At 46.9% G+C, this 19,184-nt stretch carries 20 protein-coding genes and 2 riboswitches; of the genes, 16 read left to right on the top strand and 4 right to left on the bottom strand.

Annotated elements, in window-relative coordinates; translation table 11 throughout:
- Window positions 1-20: 20 nt before the first annotated feature.
- Genes BUQ87_RS01235 through cobI form a run of 4 tightly spaced genes read right to left on the bottom strand, consistent with a single transcriptional unit; the run spans window position 21 to window position 3,532 of the window.
- The gene (locus BUQ87_RS01235; RefSeq protein ID WP_242943753.1) at window positions 21-956 is read right to left on the bottom strand and encodes a sirohydrochlorin cobaltochelatase; all 936 of its coding nucleotides are present in this window, start codon (window positions 954-956) and stop codon (window positions 21-23) included.
- Window positions 953-1,720 (bottom strand): ABC transporter ATP-binding protein, encoded by a 768-nt coding sequence (locus BUQ87_RS01230; RefSeq protein WP_052635837.1) that lies wholly within the window; start codon window positions 1,718-1,720, stop codon window positions 953-955. The genes BUQ87_RS01235 and BUQ87_RS01230 overlap by 4 nt, the downstream gene beginning before the upstream one ends.
- Complete coding sequence (locus tag BUQ87_RS01225; protein WP_052635838.1) at window positions 1,717-2,823, bottom strand: FecCD family ABC transporter permease; 1,107 nt, start codon at window positions 2,821-2,823, stop codon at window positions 1,717-1,719. The genes BUQ87_RS01230 and BUQ87_RS01225 overlap by 4 nt, the downstream gene beginning before the upstream one ends.
- Before the next feature lies 1 nt (window position 2,824).
- Window positions 2,825-3,532, bottom strand: coding sequence for a precorrin-2 C(20)-methyltransferase (gene cobI / locus BUQ87_RS01220; RefSeq protein WP_038260950.1), 708 nt, complete (start codon window positions 3,530-3,532; stop codon window positions 2,825-2,827).
- 185 nt (window positions 3,533-3,717) lie between these two features.
- Window positions 3,718-3,895: riboswitch (cobalamin riboswitch) on the bottom strand.
- Window positions 3,896-4,316: 421 nt separating this feature from the next.
- A riboswitch (cobalamin riboswitch) is annotated at window positions 4,317-4,511 on the top strand.
- Window positions 4,512-4,643: 132 nt separating this feature from the next.
- Here cobI and BUQ87_RS01215 point away from each other — a divergent pair.
- The 16 genes from BUQ87_RS01215 to cobK all read left to right on the top strand — a co-directional run bounded on the left by BUQ87_RS01215 (window position 4,644) and on the right by cobK (window position 19,183).
- Window positions 4,644-6,134 carry a cobyric acid synthase gene (locus tag BUQ87_RS01215; protein ID WP_038260953.1) on the top strand — a complete coding sequence of 497 codons (1,491 nt, stop codon included), beginning with the start codon at window positions 4,644-4,646 and terminating at the stop codon, window positions 6,132-6,134.
- A gap of 3 nt (window positions 6,135-6,137) precedes the next feature.
- Window positions 6,138-7,118, top strand: coding sequence for an adenosylcobinamide-phosphate synthase CbiB (gene cbiB / locus BUQ87_RS01210; protein WP_038260955.1), 981 nt, complete (start codon window positions 6,138-6,140; stop codon window positions 7,116-7,118).
- A gap of 261 nt (window positions 7,119-7,379) precedes the next feature.
- Window positions 7,380-8,483: a pyridoxal phosphate-dependent aminotransferase gene (locus tag BUQ87_RS01205; RefSeq protein WP_077216412.1), complete on the top strand. Its 1,104-nt coding sequence runs from the start codon at window positions 7,380-7,382 to the stop codon at window positions 8,481-8,483.
- A gap of 34 nt (window positions 8,484-8,517) precedes the next feature.
- Entirely contained in the window at window positions 8,518-9,078 is a 561-nt protein-coding gene (cobU, locus tag BUQ87_RS01200; protein WP_038260960.1) for a bifunctional adenosylcobinamide kinase/adenosylcobinamide-phosphate guanylyltransferase, read from the top strand.
- 61 nt (window positions 9,079-9,139) lie between these two features.
- Entirely contained in the window at window positions 9,140-9,868 is a 729-nt protein-coding gene (cobS, locus tag BUQ87_RS01195; protein WP_038260962.1) for an adenosylcobinamide-GDP ribazoletransferase, read from the top strand.
- 21 nt (window positions 9,869-9,889) lie between these two features.
- Window positions 9,890-10,480, top strand: coding sequence for a histidine phosphatase family protein (locus BUQ87_RS01190; RefSeq protein ID WP_038260964.1), 591 nt, complete (start codon window positions 9,890-9,892; stop codon window positions 10,478-10,480).
- Between the two features lie 15 nt (window positions 10,481-10,495).
- Window positions 10,496-11,860, top strand: a complete 1,365-nt coding sequence (locus tag BUQ87_RS01185) for a cobyrinic acid a,c-diamide synthase CobB (protein ID WP_038260967.1) — start codon at window positions 10,496-10,498, stop codon at window positions 11,858-11,860.
- Window positions 11,857-12,738: a GHMP family kinase ATP-binding protein gene (locus BUQ87_RS01180; RefSeq protein WP_038260969.1), complete on the top strand. Its 882-nt coding sequence runs from the start codon at window positions 11,857-11,859 to the stop codon at window positions 12,736-12,738. The genes BUQ87_RS01185 and BUQ87_RS01180 overlap by 4 nt, the downstream gene beginning before the upstream one ends.
- A 32-nt stretch (window positions 12,739-12,770) precedes the next feature.
- Window positions 12,771-13,388, top strand: coding sequence for a precorrin-8X methylmutase (locus BUQ87_RS01175; RefSeq protein WP_038260971.1), 618 nt, complete (start codon window positions 12,771-12,773; stop codon window positions 13,386-13,388).
- A 107-nt stretch (window positions 13,389-13,495) separates the two neighbouring features.
- The gene (cbiD, locus tag BUQ87_RS01170) at window positions 13,496-14,635 is read left to right on the top strand and encodes a cobalt-precorrin-5B (C(1))-methyltransferase CbiD (RefSeq protein WP_038260973.1); all 1,140 of its coding nucleotides are present in this window, start codon (window positions 13,496-13,498) and stop codon (window positions 14,633-14,635) included.
- 24 nt (window positions 14,636-14,659) lie between these two features.
- Window positions 14,660-15,289, top strand: a complete 630-nt coding sequence (gene cbiE, locus BUQ87_RS01165; RefSeq protein WP_038260975.1) for a precorrin-6y C5,15-methyltransferase (decarboxylating) subunit CbiE — start codon at window positions 14,660-14,662, stop codon at window positions 15,287-15,289.
- Entirely contained in the window at window positions 15,276-15,872 is a 597-nt protein-coding gene (gene cbiT, locus BUQ87_RS01160) for a precorrin-6Y C5,15-methyltransferase (decarboxylating) subunit CbiT (RefSeq protein WP_038260978.1), read from the top strand. Before cbiE ends, cbiT begins: the two co-directional genes overlap by 14 nt.
- Window positions 15,873-15,874: 2 nt before the next feature.
- Window positions 15,875-16,633, top strand: coding sequence for a precorrin-4 C(11)-methyltransferase (gene cobM, locus BUQ87_RS01155; RefSeq protein WP_038260981.1), 759 nt, complete (start codon window positions 15,875-15,877; stop codon window positions 16,631-16,633).
- A complete protein-coding gene (locus tag BUQ87_RS01150) occupies window positions 16,630-17,679 on the top strand; it encodes a cobalt-precorrin 5A hydrolase (protein ID WP_038260985.1) in 1,050 nt (349 codons plus the stop codon). The genes cobM and BUQ87_RS01150 overlap by 4 nt, the downstream gene beginning before the upstream one ends.
- Window positions 17,676-18,416 (top strand): precorrin-3B C(17)-methyltransferase, encoded by a 741-nt coding sequence (gene cobJ / locus BUQ87_RS01145; protein WP_143182365.1) that lies wholly within the window; start codon window positions 17,676-17,678, stop codon window positions 18,414-18,416. Before BUQ87_RS01150 ends, cobJ begins: the two co-directional genes overlap by 4 nt.
- Window positions 18,413-19,183 carry a precorrin-6A reductase gene (gene cobK, locus BUQ87_RS01140; protein WP_038260992.1) on the top strand — a complete coding sequence of 257 codons (771 nt, stop codon included), beginning with the start codon at window positions 18,413-18,415 and terminating at the stop codon, window positions 19,181-19,183. Before cobJ ends, cobK begins: the two co-directional genes overlap by 4 nt.
- The last annotated feature ends 1 nt before the right edge of the window (window position 19,184 follow it).

Here is a 19,184-nt window from a genome sequence, read left to right as displayed (position 1 = left end):
CCTTTACCGTTTCTGACTTTTTACTCTGCGCCTTGTTCGCTGCCTGCGTTTTCAATTGCAGCTTCGGCATGCTCCATATATATGTCCCTTATTCCCTGGTTTTCTCCAAGGCCGTGAATATATGTATCCACTTCAAAGCCTTTTTCCTTAAGCATTGTCTTCCAAGAGTCCTCTTCGTCACCGGCCATGTCGTTGTTTGCGTGGTCTCCGGCAACAAGCATGAAAGGCATAAGAGTGACTTTGTTTATGTTGTTTTCCTCAAGACGCTCCACCACATCTTCAAAAGCAGGGTATCCTTCAACTGTTCCTACGAATACGTTATTAAGTCCTGCGTCGTGGAATGAGTATTCAAGAGCTGGATAAACAGCGTTTGCATGGTGGTGTGTTCCGTGTCCCATGAATACCACCGCTTCGCCTTCTGCCATTTCAGGAAGCTGGGCTTTCATGGCCTCTACTGTCTTCGTGTAGTCATCATGTGAAGTTAGTAGCGCCTTACCTATTGATATCTCTTTGAAGTCGTCCTTGAAAGGCTCAATCTGAGCCACAAACTCATCGTATTCAGCACCGTTCATTATAAGAAGGTTTTGTATTACGACTTTGGAATACTTCTGCTTTTTAAGCTCTTTCATAGCCTCTTTTACGTTATAAACCTGTATGTTGTCTCGCTCTTTTAGTATGTCTATTATTGTCTGCGAAGTAAATGCCCTGTATATGTCGTAGCTTGCAAATTTTTCCTTAAACTGCTCTTCAACCTTGTCTATTGTAAGAGCCCTTGTGTCTGCGTAGCTTGTTCCAAAGCTCACCACAAGCATTGCCTGCTTTTCCGAAGAATCGCCTGTACTTGTACTTGAAGCTTCCTCGGAAGAAGATTTAGAGCATCCTCCCATTACCCCCATAAGCATTGCAGCCGCAAGTGTAAAGCATAACATTTTTTTTCTTATTCTTTTCATAATCATAATAATCCTCCCTCTCTTATAAAAAATCCTCTGTCGTTTATTTTGTCCACTTGGATTCCATATACATCCCTTATAGAATCCGGAGTCAAGAGATCGCCTGCAGGCCCAGCGCTGTAGACTTTCCCTCGATCGAGCAGAACCACACAGTCGCTGCACTGCAGGGCCAGGTTTATGTCGTGCATAACGCATACGACAGTGGCGTTTTCGTCTCTGACTTTTTTTCTCAGTTCGCCCAGACAATGTATGCTGTAGAATATGTCCATTGCCGAAAAGGGCTCGTCAAGGAATATGTACTGAGTGTGCTGGGCAAGAGCTTTTGCAAATACGACCCTCTGGAGCTCGCCCCCGCTGAGCTCGTGAAGGTGATTGCCTGCAAAGTCAAGGACACGGGCTTTTTCCATTGCGCCCTGCGCCGCTGTAAAATCTTCGTCTGTGAAATCTTCAAAGCTGCTTTTATAGGGTCTTCTGCCAAGCAGCACGTAGTCCATGCAAAGGTAGGGAAATACATTCCCCTGGTGCTGCCTCACAAAAGTGAACTTTTTGGCCTTTTCAATATCACCAAGTCTGTGGACACTTTCTCCATCTATTGATATGCTGCCGAGTTTAGGAGACAGATGGCCCGATATGAGGTTTAAAAGGGTGGATTTCCCGCAGCCGTTGGGCCCCAGAAGGGATATGAATTGTCCCTTTTGCAGGTTTATATTCAGGTTTTCAAACAAGGCCTTCTTTCCATATGAGAAAGAAAGGTTTTTCACTGAAATCATAGTATGCCTCCCTTGGCCTTTTTGTCCATGAAAAGGTAAATGAAAAAAGGGCCCCCTATGAGAGTGGTTATTACTCCGACAGGTATCTCAACTGCAAACATCAGCCTCGATATATTGTCCGCAAGGCAAAGAAGTGTCCCTCCAAGCATTGCGCTCAGAGGAATCAGGTATCTGTGCTTTGCTGACACTCCAATTCTCAAAATATGGGGGACTACAAGCCCTACAAAGCCTATGACTCCGCTTACGGAAACGCACACTGCCGTCATCAGAGATGCTATAACAAGGTACATTCTCATCCTCTTGTTCGCGTCAACCCCGACGTTTTTAGCCTCTGATACTCCTAAAGTCAGTATGTCCAAATCGTCTGCGAAGCTGTGGGCTATTATGCAGCATATTGAAATTATGGGGAGCGCAATCAGAAACTGCGACCACGACTTTGCAAAAAGGCTGCCCATAATCCAAAACACTATAGCGCCTACGTCTTCACCGGCCATGCTCTTTATGAGGCTTATCCCGGAAGACAAAATCGCACTTACTATTATGCCGGCCAGCACAAGCCCAGACGAGTTCAATATCTGGTTGTGGCCTGCTATTTTTATTATTACAGTCAGTGTAAGGAGTGCAAATATGAATGCCGCCGGCATGACGGGCAAAACAGAGGCGCCAATGACAATGTTGGCATATATCGCCAAAACCGCCCCGAATGCAGCGCCAGTAGATACTCCTATTGTATATGGGTCGGCAAGAGGGTTTCTCAGTATGGACTGGAATATGCTCCCTGAAACGGCGAGTCCCACGCCTACTATCATTCCAGTAAGAATCCGGGGAAGCCTTACGTCCCAAACTATTGACGTATTCTGCGGACTTGCAGAATACATGAGTGAGTCTGCTGAAAAAAGCTTTCCTATTATTATCCCTGTAGTTTCAAACACGGATATCCTGGCATCGCCCATTGAAACCGAAACCAGCACTGTCAAAGCCATTGCGGCCGCTAGGACGGCCATTAGCTTTTTGTATTTGAGGCTCTCCCTTTTATGTATATCCTTAAGGGCTGTCACATCTACGGCTTTTTTAGAATATGAGCCATGGGAAGGTGAAGGCATTTTACAGTCCGCCCTTTTTAATTATCATAGTCGAAAGGTAGGGTAGCTTTGTGTTTTCAAGCTGTTCTATGTCGTCTATGAGCACCTCTTCGCCCGTACCTACCTTTGATATCAGCATGAAGTTTTTTTCAAGCCCGTTGTTTTTGAGCATCTGGACTATCTCATTCGGCTGGTTGCAAGGCTTCATGAGGACCAGATTGTCGCTGTGCGCTATTGACCTTTGTAGCTCTGCATTGTCCTTTTTCCTGACGGGCATTATAGTCAGGTTCTCCTCCCACTCCACAAGAGGGAGCTTCAGCTCGCTTGCAACTGCGCAAAAAGAGGTTATGCCCGGAACTATTTCAACTTCTATGCTTGTCTTGTCGACATGTGGAAGTGTGTACATGAAAGTGCTGTACACTGTAGGGTCTCCAAGAGTTATGAATGCTCCGCGCTTGTCTCCCTGAAGCATATCGCCTATTATGCCGGCGTTGTGCCTCCACATCTTTTCAAGGTCGTCTTCCTTGTAGTGCATAGGATATACGAGGTTTACGATTTTTACATTGTCGTTTTCGAGGTGCTCGTCTATTATCTCGAAAGCAAAGCTTCCCGCGCCTTCTTTTTTTTCAGGGCAAAAAAGAAAGTCCACCTCGTTTATTATTCTCTTCCCCTTTATAGTAAGCAGCTCCGGGTCTCCCGGTCCCACTCCTATTCCATACAATTTTCCCATATTACCACCCTTACTATAGTTATTTTTGAAAATAAAAAACTTCCGCGCAGAAATAGTGGCGGAAGAAACGGATTGAGACAAAGTGCAAGTATTTCAAGACTAAGGCTCTTAGGCAATCTCCGAATATGGAATGACGCCTTACTGCATCTTGAATATATGCTCAATGCCATCAGCTTCCCACCGAAGCATAGCATACGTCAAAGGCAGGTCTCCTGGCTCGTGTGTCATCCTCGTCTTTTCCTTCCCGGCGTAGAGCCAGTGGATGCAAAGAGTCGTCTTCACTTACAGTAGCGGGGGCTGCAGCGGATTTTCACCGCTTTCCCTATTAAACCTTTACAAGGTGCCTTAAACAATAGTTTTATGAAGCTTTCACGCTTAAATTATAGTATTAATAGTGATATATTACAAGCGAAAAAATAGAGAACAACTGAAATTCACCTTATCTTTTATGAATGAGTAAATCTTAATATATGAGCGGATTGTTAGAATTTCCAGCGATTTTATGACTATTTCGATTGCAGACAGCCTAATAGTGTGTGACTATTGTCACATTGAGAACTGTGCTTATAGATATATACAAATTATATGTATATATGATACACTGTTTTAAAATCAGGTACAAAGATATTAATTACGATTTGAAAATCAATAAATTGTCAGAGGGAAGTTTTATTAGAAAAATGAAAGACTATTTCAAATAGAGGATTAAAAGGCGATTCACTATAGAGATTATCAATTTGACAAGCTTTGCTACATTAAATTATAATTAAGGCAAATTGCGTAAATATAAAAAACTTTTCAGGGTTCTTTCGTTTTCAAATTTTTGTATGAAAGCTAAGAGGGAAAGAGGTTAGATTCCTCTACAGCCCCCGCTACTGTAAGCAATACGAAATCCCCAATATGCCACTGAGTTTTCGGGAAGGCGGGGAGATTAGGATGATTTGCAAGTCAGGATACCTGCCCTGGAGGATTTTATCTAAACAGCTTCGGAGGGAAGTGTATTGATACCATGGAATAGGCTTGCCTTGGCACACAATACTTCGGATGTGTGCTTTTTTTGTGTTTAAATTTATAATTAAAATAGATTGAATTTTTTGGAGAAGGTGAATATATGTCAAAGAGCATAATGTTTCAGGGAACGGGATCTACTGTTGGAAAGAGCATACTCACTGCGGCGCTGTGTAGGATACTCAGCCAGGACGGATACAGAGTGGCTCCGTTCAAGGCGCAGAACATGGCGCTTAATTCGTACATAACAAAAGATGGGGGAGAGATGGGACGGGCACAGGTTGTCCAGGCGGAAGCAGCGGGAATAGAGCCCCATGTAGACATGAATCCAGTGCTGCTAAAGCCTACAAGCACCATGGGAAGCCAGATAATAGTACATGGCAGGGTGCATTCGAACATGAAGGCGGGAGAGTACTACCAAAAGAAAACAGTCATGAAAACTGCGGTCATGGAGGCCTACAATAGGCTCTCTTCAAAATACGATGTAATAGTACTTGAAGGGGCAGGAAGCCCGGCTGAGATAAACCTGAGGAAAAACGACATAGTGAACATGGGTATGGCTGAAATGTCGGATTCACCTGTGATTCTCATAGGGGACATAGACAAGGGGGGCGTTTTTGCGCAGATATACGGAACTGTAATGCTGCTGGAGCCCCAGGAGAGAAAGAGGATACGCGGGTACATAATAAACAAGTTCAGGGGAGATGTAGAGCTTTTGAAGCCAGGAATAGAGATGTTTCGGGAAAGGCTCGACATCCCGTGCCTCGGGGTGATTAACCACATGGACATAAACATAGAGGACGAGGACAGCGTGAGCACGAGGATAAGAAGCGACGTACACGGCGACGTTGTAATAGGGGTTGTAAGACTTCCGTACATGTCGAATTTCACTGACTTCACGCCTTTTGAGGCGCAGGAAGGGGTCGCCGTGAGATACGCGTCAAAGCCCCATGAGCTTGAAGACGTAGATATGGTAATAATTCCGGGAAGCAAAAACACAATATCTGACATGAAATTCATATTCGAGTCGGGAATGGACAAGGCTATATACGCCCTTCACAGAAAGGGAGTTCCTGTAATAGGAATCTGCGGAGGATACCAGATGCTCGGAATGGAGATAAGGGACCCTCACAGGGTGGAGTCGGACATGGAGAGGATAAACGGGCTTTCGCTTCTCGACATATCCACAACAATGGCGGCTGAAAAGAGGACAAGCCAGATAGGCGCCAAGATAATAAGCGGAACTGGCATGCTTGGAGGCTCAATAGGGCAGGCTGCAGGCGGATACGAGATTCACATGGGTAGAAGCGACGCTCTTGAAGGGACGATAAGGCCCATAGAGCTTGAGGACGGAAGGCTGGAAGGCGCAGTCAGCCCGGATGGAAGCGTGTTTGGGACGTATATACACGGAATATTTGAAAACGACGGATTCAGAAGCTCTATTGTAGACCTTTTGAGGGAGAAAAAGGGAATGGGCAAAATGGAGGTCACTCTCTCTTACGCCCAGATGAAGGAGATGGAGTATGACAAGCTTGCAAAGGCCGTTAGGGAGAGTCTTGACATGGACAAAATAATGGACATAATAGGGGTATAGACAATGGATATTTTTGGAGAAGCGCAAAAAAGCTTCCTTACAATTATAATAGTTGCCGCGGCTATGGATTTCATTCTAGGGGACCCTCATTCTTGGCCCCATCCCATAATCTACATAGGCAGGATGATATCTGCTTATGAAAAGCTTGTGAGAAGGGTTTTTCCAAATAGGCTTAGGCTCGGTGGATTTTTACTTGCGGGCTTTTCAGTGGTTACCGTGGCAGCTGCAGTTTCACTTTTGCTGCATGCGGCAGGAATGCTTGGAAGCTGGGCGGTCGTGACTTTATTGACATACCTTCTATACACCTCGCTTGCGGCAAAATGTCTCAAAGACGAGGCTTTGAAGGTATACAGGTCGCTTCTGGAAGGCGACATTCAAAAGTCTAGAAAGCTCCTTTCGTATCTTGTGGGAAGGGACACGTCGAGCTTAAAGCCGCATGAGGTTACAAGGGCAGTTGTGGAGACCGTGGCTGAAAACACAATAGACGGTGTTTTGGCTCCCATGTTTTGGATCGTTGCAGGGGCTCTTGTTGGATACCCTGTTCAATTCGTGTTCATATACAAGACAGTGAATACTCTCGATTCCATGGTCGGATATATTCAGGAGCCTTACAGGGAGATAGGTTTTGCATCCGCAAAGCTTGATGACGTATTAAACTACATCCCTGCAAGGATAGGGAGCGTCCTCATGGTGGTTGCCGGAGGAATCGCCGGGTTTGACGCATCAAGCGGAATGAGAATAATGATAAGGGACCGTAAAAACCACAAGAGCCCAAACTGCGCATATCCCGAAGCGGCGGCGGCGGGCCTTATGAATATAAGGCTTGGAGGGACAAACACTTATTTCGGGGAGACTGTTTACAAGCCGACAATAGGCGATACGAAAACTGAAATAGTGCCAAATCACATAAGGGGGGCCTGCAGGATACTATACGCCTCACAGATAGGGGCGCTCATAATGGCGGCTATGATACTTGGCATGTGATGTATAAATCTGCCGGATGTCTTATGCTTTGGAGCCGTTTGGCATTTCATTTTGCAATATCGCCGGGAACCGTTTGAAACTCACTGCGCTCAAACAGTCAAAGGTTCCAATCGGCTCGCTTGCAAAATCTCAATGAACGGCTCTGCAAAGCTCCAGAAAGCCGGACAAATTCATACAATCACATGCCTTTTGCGGGAAACTATTTTTAGTTTGAATATATATGGCAATTGGCAAGCCGCTATCATCCATGCGTTAGCGTAAGTGGGAGACTTTTATAAGAGACTTATAACTATAGTGTATTTTGGAGATGATGAATTGAACAAGCACGGAGGATATTTTGGAAAAGACAGGGACAGCGCTGCAGACCTTAGCGCAAACATAAATCCGCTGGGTCCGCCAAAGGGAGTTGTAGAGCTCATAAAGAGTATGGCAGGCGGGATTTCAATGTATCCCGAAATAGACGGGATTAGCGCCAGAACAAGCCTTGAAAAGGCCCTTGGAACAGGCGATGGCAGCACTATACTTGGAAACGGGGCCGTAGAGCTCATATACCTATTTGCAAGGGCGATAAGGCCGAAAAACGTCCTGATAGTGCAGCCGACATTCAACGAGTACAAGAGAGCATTTGAGATGTACGGTTCCAATGTGGAGAGCTTTTTGTGCACGGAAGAGAACTGCTTTAGGCCGAACATGTACGCCCTGGCGAAGAGGGTTGAAAGCGGCTCGCATGAGGTAGTGGTGATTTGCAATCCCAACAACCCCACTGGTGTTTTCACGGAGGCTAAGGATTTCAAACCTTTGCTGGATGGACTGGCAAAAAATAGAGGGATTCTTTTTGCAGACGAGTCTTTCATAGACTATTCGCTTGGGGAAAGCCTCATTGGTAACATAGAAAATCACGATGTGTTCATACTCAGGTCAATGACAAAGTTCTATTCGCTTGCGGGGCTTCGCATAGGCTACGGCGTTGGGCACAGGAGCATAATAGAGAAGATGGAAAAGTTCAAGGAGCCTTGGACTGTGAACGCGTTTGCACTTGAGGCGCTGCCGCTTATGATGGCAGACGGCGAATACAGGAAAAAGACACTAGACTTTTACAAATATGAAAAGGAGTACATGCTCGAGAGTCTGTCAGGCGTAAAGGGGCTTGACCCTGTCGAAAGCAGGAGCAATTTCATACTCTGCAGAGTCGAAGGCAATAGGGCCAAAGGGCTCGATGAGCATCTTAAAAAGCGCGGGGTATATATAAGGACATGCGAGGACTTTTATGGCATTGGAGACGGCTACATAAGGGTTGCAGTCAAGAAAAGGGACTATACAGACAGGTTCATAAGCGCCGCAATTGAATATTTTGATCAGTGCTAAATGTGAAACTTTAAATCAGCAGGGAAGTGATTTCATGGGAAAAATCATAATGGTTACAGGTGGGGCGAGGAGCGGAAAGAGCAGGCTTGCGGAAAAAATAGCGGCGGATGCCGCGGGAGACGTAGCATACGTTGCAACCGCAATAGCGTTTGACGATGGAATGAAGGACAGGATAAAAAAGCACAGGAATTCAAGGCCTTCAAGCTGGAAGACATACGAGATATATAAAGGTTTTGAGAGCATAAAAGAAGACATTGAAAGAGGAGGAGCATCGACGGTGCTTCTCGACTGCATAACGGTAATGGTTACAAACATCATGCTTGAAACCGGAGTGGATTTTGACAGTTGCTCCATGGAAGAGGTGGACAATCTTGAGGCGGAGATATTCAAAGAGGTGAATTCTATGCTTGACGTTTTGTCTGCCGGAGAGAGGGATGCCGTAATAGTCACAAATGAGGTTGGAATGGGGCTTGTGCCTTCGTACAGGCTCGGAAGCATATTCAGGGACATAGCGGGCAGGGTGAACCAGCACATAGCTGCGATGGCTGACGAGGTTCACGTTTGCTTTTCTGGAATACCAATGAGGATAAAATAGAGAATCGCACAACTGATTAAACAAAGAGCAGAATATAGAGTAGAATAAAGGGTGAAGCAATATGAAGAGATTTTTACTTATGCTTACGTTTTTCACAAGGCTGCCCGTGCCATATCCGTTTGAATTCAAAAGCGAAGACTTTGAAAAAGGTGTCAAATACACTCCGTTTGTTGGAGTCGTAATTGGAATGCTGATGTGGGGATTCGCCTCATTGCTGTCTGGAATAGACAAGTCGGTATATTCGCTCTTGGTTCTTGCCTTTTACATTTGGATAAGCGGAGGCCTTCACATAGATGGTGTTGCAGACAGCGTTGACGGGATATTCAGCGGGAGAAACAGGGAAAGGGTCCTGGAGATAATGAAGGACAGCAACGTGGGTACATTTGGCTCGATAGCTATATTCATGCTGCTCCTTTCGAACCTGGTGATGTTTTACCACATGGAGCCCACATACCTTTTGACTATGGCGGTAGCGGGAAGAAGCTGCGTCATAATAGTGTGCTATTTCAACGAATATGCAAGGGAAGAGGGAATGGGCAAGAGCTTTGTGGACAATTCAAACGGGCTTGAACTTATTCTAGCCCTGACTGTATTCACAGGCACTGCGGCCTGGCTTCACGGACCGAAGTACGCAGTAGCGGCTATGCTTACAATAGCCGCAGCGCTTGGAGTGGCAAGGAAGGTTAAATCGGTGCTCGGAGGTATAACCGGGGATACGCATGGGCTTGTGATAGAGTTTTCGCAGACTATGTTTTTAGTCATTGCATACCTGACGGGCTTTTACGTGTAAGGATTTGAAGGGAATGAGCATATGAAGTTTATTATAGCAAGGCACACACAGACAGTGGCAAACACCGAAAAGAAGCTTTATGGAGTGACACAGTCAAGCCTGACTCAAAAGGGACTTTTGCAGGTGGAAAAGCTAAGCAGAGAGCTCGGCTCGCAAAAGGTTGACTTTATGTACTCCAGCCCTCTTGAAAGGGCGATTGCACTGGCGGACGCCATATCAAAAGGGCGTGGAATGGAATATGAAATAAGGGACGAGCTGAGGGAGCTTAACTTCGGGATGTTTGAAAACAAGACATACGGCCAGATAGAAGCGCAGCACCCCGAGGAGTGGAAGAGCTGGACAAGTGACTACAAGGGTTACACAATACCCGGAGGCGACAATTTCATGGACTGGAGAAATGCCACAACGTCATTTATAGACTCCATAAAGGAGAATGAGGGAACAGCGTTAATAGTGACCCATGGAGGAAACGCCCTGAACATAATAATTCACCTTCTGGGTATGGGAATAGACGACATGTGGCACTTCAAGATAGAGCCCGCGGCAAGGGTTTATATAGAGTATACAAACGGATACGGGATTCTAAGCGGAATAGTTCCGCTTGGAGAATAGTGTGGAGTTGATTTTATGGACAGGATAATGATAGCAGGAGCTACAAGCGGCTGCGGAAAGACTACGGTCAGCATAGGCATAATGGCCGCAATGGCTTCAGTGGGAAAAAAAGTTGCGCCCTTCAAGGTGGGGCCGGACTATATAGACCCACAGTTTCATGGCTTCGTGACCGGAAGGGAGTCCACAAACCTGGATAGCTTCCTTCTGGACGAAAACAGCGTTATGCAGATGCTGTTTGAAGGTTCACAAGGCAGCGACATATCAGTGATAGAAGGCGTAATGGGGCTTTATGACGGGCTTGGAGTAAAGTCTTGCATTGGAAGCTCCGCCCACGTTTCGAAAATTGCAAAATGCCCCGTGGTGCTAGTGCTCGACGGCAAGGGAGTTTCGGCAAGCATAGCGGCCCAGGTCATGGGATATGCGGGATTCGACCCAGGCGTTGATGTAAGGGGAGTAATAATAAACAGGGTCTCCGGGGAGCGCCACTACTCAATACTCAAAGAGGCAATAGAATGCCACACTGGAGTAAAATGCCTCGGATACCTGCCAAAGACTGAGGAAGTCGCGCTTGGCAGCAGGCATCTGGGACTGATACCGGCAGGAGAGGTTAAGGAGCTTTCAGAAAAGATAGATAGACTTTCACAGCTTGTCAAAAGCCACATAGACATAGAGGGGCTGATCAAAATCGCAAATGGAGCTTGCACTCTCGATCAACCGAGCGACCCCGCTAAAGACCTTCTGGACTATGCAAAGGGACTAAGGCTCGGCGTGGCCATGGACAAGGGATTCAACTTCTACTACGGTGCCAACATAAGGCTTTTTCGAAAGATGGGATTTGAAATAGAGTATTTCAGCCCCATAAGCGATAAAAGCCTTCCAAATGACATAGATGGACTTTATATAGGCGGAGGGTTCCCGGAGGTGTTTGCAAAGGAGATTGAAAAAAACAGCGAAATGAGAAGCCGTATGAGGAAGAGCCTTGAAAGTGGAATGTTTGCATATGCTGAGTGCGGAGGGCTGATGTACCTTACAGAAAAGGTAACGGGGCTTGACGGCAGCGAGTCTGAAATGGTTGGATTCTTCCCGGCAAAGGCTGCAATGACCAGAAGGCTCCAAAGGTTTGGATACGTTGAGTTTGAATGCGAGGGAATTACAGGCAGGACAAGGGCGCATGAATTCCACAGGTCCTATGTGGAGCTGAAAGAGGACATAGTCACCGCATACAATGTCTTTAAAAAGAGGGAGTCGGGCGAGGGAGACTCGTGGAGCTGCGGATTTTGCAAGAAAAACGTTATGGCGGGATACGCACATGTCCACTTTTACAGCAATATGGACTTTGCAAGGATGATAGCGGACAGGATAATGGGGAGCAGGATATGATAAGGGCTGTTTGCCCGGCGTCATGTGGAGAGCTCATTCAGGGATACATCTTCGGAGGCGAAAAGCTCATATCGTATGCGGTGGACATGTATTCGACCGTGAGTCTTTATGAGGGCAAAAGGCCGGATGATATGCCCATTGACATGGAAAAGGCGTACAGGGCTGTGGACGAGACTTTCAGACTCTGCGGCTATTCAAGCGAGGAATCAAAAGACATAGCCATTGATATAGACTCTCAAATATCAGCCGGGAAGGGGATGGCAAGCAGCACTGCGGACATTTGCGCCGCAATAGCTTGTGCATCGGAGTATATAGGGAGGAAGCTTTCTAAAGAGGAAGTGGCTGGAATATGCACGGGCATAGAGCCCACAGACAGCACCATATTCAACACGCTCACTCTTTTTGATCACGTAGGAGGCGATATATGCAGGGACTACGGCAAAAACATAGAGTCGGGCGTGATATTGATAGAGGGAAGGGAGATCATAGACACGGTTTCATTCCACAAAAAGGGGCTGCATGGCCTCATAAGATCGGGCGAACGTCAGATGAAAAGGGCCCTTGAGCTGTTTGAAGAGGGACTTTGCGAACAAGACATGGGAAAGATAGGACAGGCCGCGATAATAAGCGGGCTTGAAAGGCAGAACGTTCTCCCAAAGCGCGGGCTTGAAGCGCTCATAGAAAAGAGCATGGAGCTTGGGGCGTACGGTGTCAACGTGGCTCACAGCGGAAGTACTGTCGGAGTGCTATACCCGCAGGATAAAGTGGATATGGGAAAGCTCATATACGAGATAGGAAAGCTTGAAATAGTCAAGGCGGCCAAGAGCGTTGAAAGCTGCACAATAGTCCAGGGTGGAGCAAAACTGCAGTATATGTAAAAGACTTATAAAATACATTTCAGGAGGAGTTTATGGATTATATAAAGGTTCCAGGCGAGATAGAAAAGGGAAGCTTCGAGATAATATCAAAAGAGCTTGGAGACAAAGACATAACAGGGCTTGAAGGAGCTGTTGTAAAGAGGATAATACACACGACTGCCGACTTTGAATACAGGGACATAACCCTTGTGCATCCAGATGCCATACATGCGGGAATAAGAGCCATAAAGGCCGGAGGAAGCATATACGCCGACACTTCAATGATAATGGCGGGAGTGAACAAAAAAAGGCTTTCGTCGTTGGGAGGGGAGATACTAAACCACGTACATGACGAAGACGTAGCAAAGAAGGCCAAAGAGCTAGGAATAACAAGATCTATGGTTGCTCTTGAAAAGGCGTGCACAAACTCTGACATAAAAATATTCGCGATAGGAAACGCGCCCACTGCACTTTTTATGCTCAAAAAGCTAATAGAAGAGGGCAAGGTAAAACCCGATCTCATAATAGGGGTTCCAGTGGGATTTGTAGGTGCGGCCGAGTCCAAAGACGAGATAGCAAAGCTTGACGTCCCTTACATAATAACAAAGGGAAGAAAAGGCGGAAGCCCCGTCGCAGCGGCCATAATAAACGCGCTTTTGTATAACGCATAGGGCACGTGGGGTATGAATCTGCCGGACGGATTCATACCCCACGTGCCAACGATATGATAAATGGTTAATTGATATGAAATGCACGATATTTTGTGGGATGTGATGTTTTGGAAAGGTATATTGTAAAGGGAGGAAAGCGCCTGCGATACGGATATACTACAGGCTCCTGCGCGACCGCGGCGGCAAAGGCGGCAGCATTGATGCTAATAAGCGGGAAGATTGTAGACAGCATAAGCATAGACACCCCAAAGGGATGGAAGCTTGAGATAGACGTATACGGCGGCTCCATAAAAGACGGCGGGGCAAGCTGCTTTGTAGTGAAGGACGGAGGGGACGATCCCGACGTAACAAACGGAATGAAGATATACGCGGATGTAGCTTTAAAAGACGAAATGGGAATCGAAATACGCGGGGGCGAAGGAGTGGGCAGGGTGACCCGAAAGGGGATAGGGATAGATATAGGAAAGCCCGCCATAAACAAGACCCCCCTTAAGACAATAGAAGAAGAGGTAAGGGGCGTAATAGGAGAAGGCAGGGGGGCGATTGTCACAATATCTGCACCTGAAGGCGTTGACATTGCAAAGAGGACATTCAACCCCAGGCTTGGAATAGAGGGCGGGATATCCATAATAGGTACGAGCGGAATAGTGGAGCCCATGAGCGAGGACGCAATAAAGGAGTCAATGCTGCTGGAGCTGGGCATGCTCAAGGAAGCGGGAGCGAAAGCGGCAGTGCTTGCGCCGGGCAACTATGGCAGGGACTTTTGCATCCAAAACGGAATAGACGAAAATATAATAGTAAAGACTAGCAACTATGCGGGGTTCATGATAGAGTCTGCGGCGCAAAAGGGATTTGAAAAGATACTGTGGGTGGGCCACATAGGAAAGCTTGTAAAGATTGCAGGCGGGGTGTTCAACACTCACAGCAGGGTCGCGGACGCCAGGATGGAGACCATTTCGGCTCTTTGTGGCATGAGGGGCGCCGGTGCAGATGTCATAAAATCCATAATGGAGAGCATAACAACCGAAGAGGCCGTGGACATAATAATCGAAAACAATCTTTCGGGCGTGTTTGAAGACATAGCCGATAGGGTCAGCAAAAAGTCTAGGATGTATTCCTACGACCAGATAGAGGTTGCAAGCGCGATATTTTCTCAAAAGCACGGGCTCCTGGCGATGTGCCCGGGCGCGAAGGATATGCTTTTAGAGCTGCAGGCGCAGCGCATTGACGTGGACAGACAGGAATGAAAAGGGCAATAGCGGAGGTGGCGGATGAAAAAGATGATAAATGTAGTGGGAATAGGGCCGGGAAGCGAGGACTACATGATCCCGGCAGCTGTAAGAACCATAAAGGATTCTGACATAATAGTGGGCGGAAGGCGAAACATACAGGAAGTGGACACAGAGGGAAAAGAGACATTTGTCATCACATCAAAACTTTCGGATGCCGTGGACTATATAAGAAAAAACATGAGAGACAAGGTGATATCGGTTGTGGTATCGGGAGATACGGGATTTTACAGCATGCTTTCATACCTTTCAAAGCATTTTGACAGGGAGAGCATAAACGTGGTGCCGGGAGTGAGCTCTATGCAGTACATGTTCGCAAGAATCGGGGATACATGGCACGACGCCTATATATCGAGCCTCCATGCAAGGGAGGACGACATAATAGAGCCTCTTAGAAAAAGGGGCAAGGTAGGTCTACTTACAGACAAGAAGTGGAATCCTTCAAGCATAGCAATCCACTTATGTGAAAACGGGATGGGCGACGCAACCATATACATAGGAGAGAACCTGTCGTATGAAAACGAGAGGATAACGGTGAAAAAAGCAAGCGACATAGACCCTCATTCTGAATATGAGATGTGCGTGGTGGTGATACGTTATGAAAATCAGTAGCGATTTTTATGGCATGGGAATAGCCGACGAGAATTTTGAAAGAGGCAAAGTTCCCATGACAAAATGCGAGGTCAGAGTGCTCTCGCTTTCAAAGCTGAGGCTCCAAAATGGCAGCAGGGTAATCGACATAGGAGCCGGCACGGGCTCCATATCCATAGAGGCGGCGCTCATTGCCAGCGCGGGCAAGGTATACTCCGTGGAGGTGAACAAAGAGGCCGTGGAGCTTATTAAAAATAACGCCGAAAAATTCGGGGCCTTAAACATGGATATAGTGCAGGGATACGCCCCTGAAGCCATGTCGGAAATAACTGGAATAGACAGGGTGTTCATTGGCGGAAGCAAGGGCCGAATGGACAAGATATTCGACTGGATGGAAAAGGGCACACTGCCAGGAACCATAGTTGTTGCAAATGCCATAACTATAGAGAGCGCCTCGAGTATAATAAAGCTTTTCGAGGAGCGGGGCTATGAGGACATGGACATATCGCTCGTACAGGTTTCAAAGGGGAGAAGGGTGTCGGGGCTTACAATGATGAGCGCCAACAACCCCATATACATAATATCCGCCAAAAGGAGAGGTTAAAAATGGGCAAAGTTTATTTCATAGGAGCGGGTCCAGGGGATCCGGATCTTTTAACTATAAAGGGAAAGAGCATAATAGACAGGGCAGACGTTATAGTGTATGCGGGATCTCTTGTGAATCCGCAGGTGCTTCAGGGAAGAAAAGAAAGCGCAATAGTGCATGACAGCGCGGGGATGACCCTTGACGAGGTCGTACAGGTAATAGGCGATGCAGTCAAAAGAGGAGAGACTGCGGCGAGGGTTCACACAGGGGACCCCAGCATATACGGTGCCATAAGGGAGCAGATGGACAGATTTGAAGCGATGGGAATAGAATTTGAAGTGGTGCCGGGAGTGAGTTCTTTTGTGGCTTCTGCCGCAGCTCTTAAAAAGGAGTTTACACTTCCGGACGTATCGCAGACTGTGATATGCACAAGGCTTGAAGGCAGAACTCCTGTGCCAGAGGCTGAAAGCCTTGAGAGCCTTGCAAAGCACAGGGCTTCAATGGCAATATTTCTTTCTGTGCACATGATAGACGAGGTTGCAAAAAGGCTGACGCCTTCATACGGGGAGGACACTCCTGTTGCGGTGGTTCAAAGGGCCAGCTGGGAGGACCAGAAGGTTGTTACAGGAAAGCTTTCGGACATAGCCGAAAAGGTCAAAGAGGCAGGAATAACAAAGACTGCGCAGATACTAGTTGGAGACTTTTTAGGCAACGAGTATTCGCTTTCAAAGCTTTACGACAAGAGCTTTTCACACGAATACAGAGCGGCAAAGATATGAGATGGGCGGTAGTGGCGGTTACAAACGGAGCTCTTGACACCGCGCTGCGCTTGAAAGAAAACATATGCAAAAAAGAGCAAGGCTGGACACTGGACATATACTCCGGAAAGAGGCTTCAGCCGAATGGTTCAGTAAAAATAGAGGGGGGATTTTACGACTTCATAGCAGGCATATTCAATCGATACGACATAATTGTGTTCGTAGGGGCCTGCGGAATAGCTGTAAGATCGATAGCCCCGAATCTTTCCCACAAGTCAAAGGACCCAGGGGTCCTTGTTATAGATGAAAAGGCAAGGTTTGTGATAAGCCTTATATCAGGACACATAGGAGGGGCGAATGAGGCCTCAGTACTTGCAGCTTGGGCACTTGGTGCCCAAGAAGTTATAACCACGGCTTCGGACGTGTGCGAGAGCATTGCCGTGGACACACTAGCAAAGAGAATAGGCTGCGATATAGACAGCTTTGAAGACGCAAAGACTGTGACTGCATTTGCAGTCGAAGGCAGGGCGGTTGCAATAGTTTCGGACGTTGACCTTGAAATGGACTTTCCGCTCAACGTGAAGAGGGCGGATGAGATAGATCCCAAAGTGCACGATGCGGCAATACTCATAAGGTATAAAAAGATGGAAATGAAAAATATGGACATTCCGACGTCGCTCATAATACCCAAAAGGATAGTAGTCGGCATAGGGTGCAGAAGGGGAACGAGAGCAAAGAGCATAATCGGCTTTGTGCAGGAGACTCTCGAGTGCGCCAAAATAGACTGCAGGGCGGTTGAAAAATTCGCCAGTATAAGCATAAAAAGCGACGAAGAGGGGATACACGAAGCCGCAGATCACTTCAAGGCGGACACTGTATTTTTTAGGCCCGAGGATATAGCAAGACATGAAAACATGTTTGAAACATCCGAGTTTGTAAGAAAGACTACCGGGGCAGGGGCGGTGTGCGAGCCGTGCGGCTACATGGCGTCAAACAAGGGGAAATGCCTTGTCAAAAAGAACATTAAACATGGAATTACAGTTTCCATATGGGAGAGGATAAATTGAAAGCTTACGGAAAAGTATACATAGTTGGAATAGGCCCTGGAGGAATGGACCATATGACTCCGGCAGCGTCAAAGGCGATAGGAGATAGCAGCTGCATAGTCGGATACAAGACGTACATCGATATGCTCGGGAATATCGGCGAGGGCAAGGAAGTACTGTCGTCTGGAATGAAAAAAGAAGTAGACAGATGCCAAAAGGTAATAGAGCTTGCAATGGAGGGTAATACCGTATCGCTTGTAAGCAGCGGCGACTGCGGAGTATACGGAATGGCCGGAATAATGATACAGCTTATACAGGAGAGCGGCGAGGACATAGAGTTCGAGGTTGTGCCGGGAGTGACTGCGGCAAACTCCGCCGCCGCGTGTCTTGGGGCTCCCATAATGCACGACTACGTGACAATAAGCCTGAGCGACCTTCTTACGGACTGGGAGCTAATCAAAAAGAGGATTCACTGCGCCGGCATGGGAGATTTCGTGACTTGCATATACAATCCAAAGAGCAAGGGAAGGCAGACTCAGATAGAAGAGGCAAGGGACATACTTCTCCAGTACAAGAGCACAGGAACCCCTGTGGGAATAGTGAGAAACGCCAAAAGGGACGGCCAGCAGACCGTGGTCACTACTCTTGAAGAGATGCTTGAGCACGATATAGACATGATGAGCACCGTGATAGTAGGGAATTCAACTTCATACATAAAAGATGGAGTAATAGTCACCCCTAGGGGATACAGGATATGATACTCCTCTTTGGAGGCACGTCTGATTCAGTAGAGATAGCAAAGGAAATGGCACAAAGAGGGATAAGGGTAACAATAAGCACGGCTACCGAGTACGGAATGGACATAGCCCTTGCGCTGGACAGGCCTGAAATAGAAGTGATATGCTCAAGGCTTGATGCAATTGGCATGAAAAAGCTTGCAAGGGACATAGGGGCAGACTGCATAATAGACGCCACCCACCCCTTTGCCGTCGAGGTTTCCAAAAACGCAATCATTTGCGCAAGCGACATGAAGTTGCCCTATGCGAGGTACGAAAGGGAAAAGACGAGTGACACGGAGGGTGCCATATGCTTTTGCTCATTTGAGGAAGCCGCTGGATTTCTAAAGGATACAAAGGGAAATGTGCTGCTTGCCATAGGCAGCAACAACATGGATATATTCGCAAATAGCATTGAAATGGAAAGGCTGTACGTTAGGGTTCTGCCCACTTCGGATGCCGTTTTAAAATGCGAGGGGCTTGGTTTTTCTCCGAGGAACATAATAGGGATGCAGGGTCCCTTTTCAAAAGAGATGAACAGGCTTATAATAAGGGAAAGCTCTATAAAATACATGGTAACAAAGGACAGCGGGAAGCGGGGCGGAACCGCGGAAAAGATAGAGGCCGCCAGAATGGAAGGCGCACAGACTATAATCATAAAGAGAAAAGACATGGACTACCCGCTTGTATTTGAAAGCATAAACGATACTGTTGAATTTGCACTAGGTATTGGAAAGATTGGTGAATAAG

Origin of the sequence: Peptoclostridium litorale DSM 5388 (assembly GCF_900141635.1) — a bacterium.
GTDB classification, from domain to species: Bacteria; Bacillota; Clostridia; order Peptostreptococcales; family Peptostreptococcaceae; genus Peptoclostridium; species Peptoclostridium litorale.
Note: the sequence above shows the minus strand (reverse complement) of the source record. Positions and strands in the feature narration are given on the sequence as shown.

Coding starts and splice junctions, on each gene's coding strand:
- cobK (WP_038260992.1), top strand. CDS start 18,413: ATGATACTCCTCTTTGGAGGCACGTCTGATTCAGTAGAGATAGCAAAG.
- BUQ87_RS01185 (WP_038260967.1), top strand. CDS start 10,496: ATGGACAGGATAATGATAGCAGGAGCTACAAGCGGCTGCGGAAAGACT.
- BUQ87_RS01230 (WP_052635837.1), bottom strand. CDS start 1,720: ATGATTTCAGTGAAAAACCTTTCTTTCTCATATGGAAAGAAGGCCTTG.
- cbiE (WP_038260975.1), top strand. CDS start 14,660: ATGAAAAAGATGATAAATGTAGTGGGAATAGGGCCGGGAAGCGAGGAC.
- cbiB (WP_038260955.1), top strand. CDS start 6,138: ATGGATATTTTTGGAGAAGCGCAAAAAAGCTTCCTTACAATTATAATA.
- BUQ87_RS01175 (WP_038260971.1), top strand. CDS start 12,771: ATGGATTATATAAAGGTTCCAGGCGAGATAGAAAAGGGAAGCTTCGAG.
- BUQ87_RS01215 (WP_038260953.1), top strand. CDS start 4,644: ATGTCAAAGAGCATAATGTTTCAGGGAACGGGATCTACTGTTGGAAAG.
- BUQ87_RS01150 (WP_038260985.1), top strand. CDS start 16,630: ATGAGATGGGCGGTAGTGGCGGTTACAAACGGAGCTCTTGACACCGCG.
- BUQ87_RS01180 (WP_038260969.1), top strand. CDS start 11,857: ATGATAAGGGCTGTTTGCCCGGCGTCATGTGGAGAGCTCATTCAGGGA.
- BUQ87_RS01235 (WP_242943753.1), bottom strand. CDS start 956: ATGATTATGAAAAGAATAAGAAAAAAAATGTTATGCTTTACACTTGCG.
- cobU (WP_038260960.1), top strand. CDS start 8,518: ATGGGAAAAATCATAATGGTTACAGGTGGGGCGAGGAGCGGAAAGAGC.
- BUQ87_RS01190 (WP_038260964.1), top strand. CDS start 9,890: ATGAAGTTTATTATAGCAAGGCACACACAGACAGTGGCAAACACCGAA.
- cobS (WP_038260962.1), top strand. CDS start 9,140: ATGAAGAGATTTTTACTTATGCTTACGTTTTTCACAAGGCTGCCCGTG.
- cobI (WP_038260950.1), bottom strand. CDS start 3,532: ATGGGAAAATTGTATGGAATAGGAGTGGGACCGGGAGACCCGGAGCTG.
- cobM (WP_038260981.1), top strand. CDS start 15,875: ATGGGCAAAGTTTATTTCATAGGAGCGGGTCCAGGGGATCCGGATCTT.
- BUQ87_RS01225 (WP_052635838.1), bottom strand. CDS start 2,823: ATGCCTTCACCTTCCCATGGCTCATATTCTAAAAAAGCCGTAGATGTG.
- cbiT (WP_038260978.1), top strand. CDS start 15,276: ATGAAAATCAGTAGCGATTTTTATGGCATGGGAATAGCCGACGAGAAT.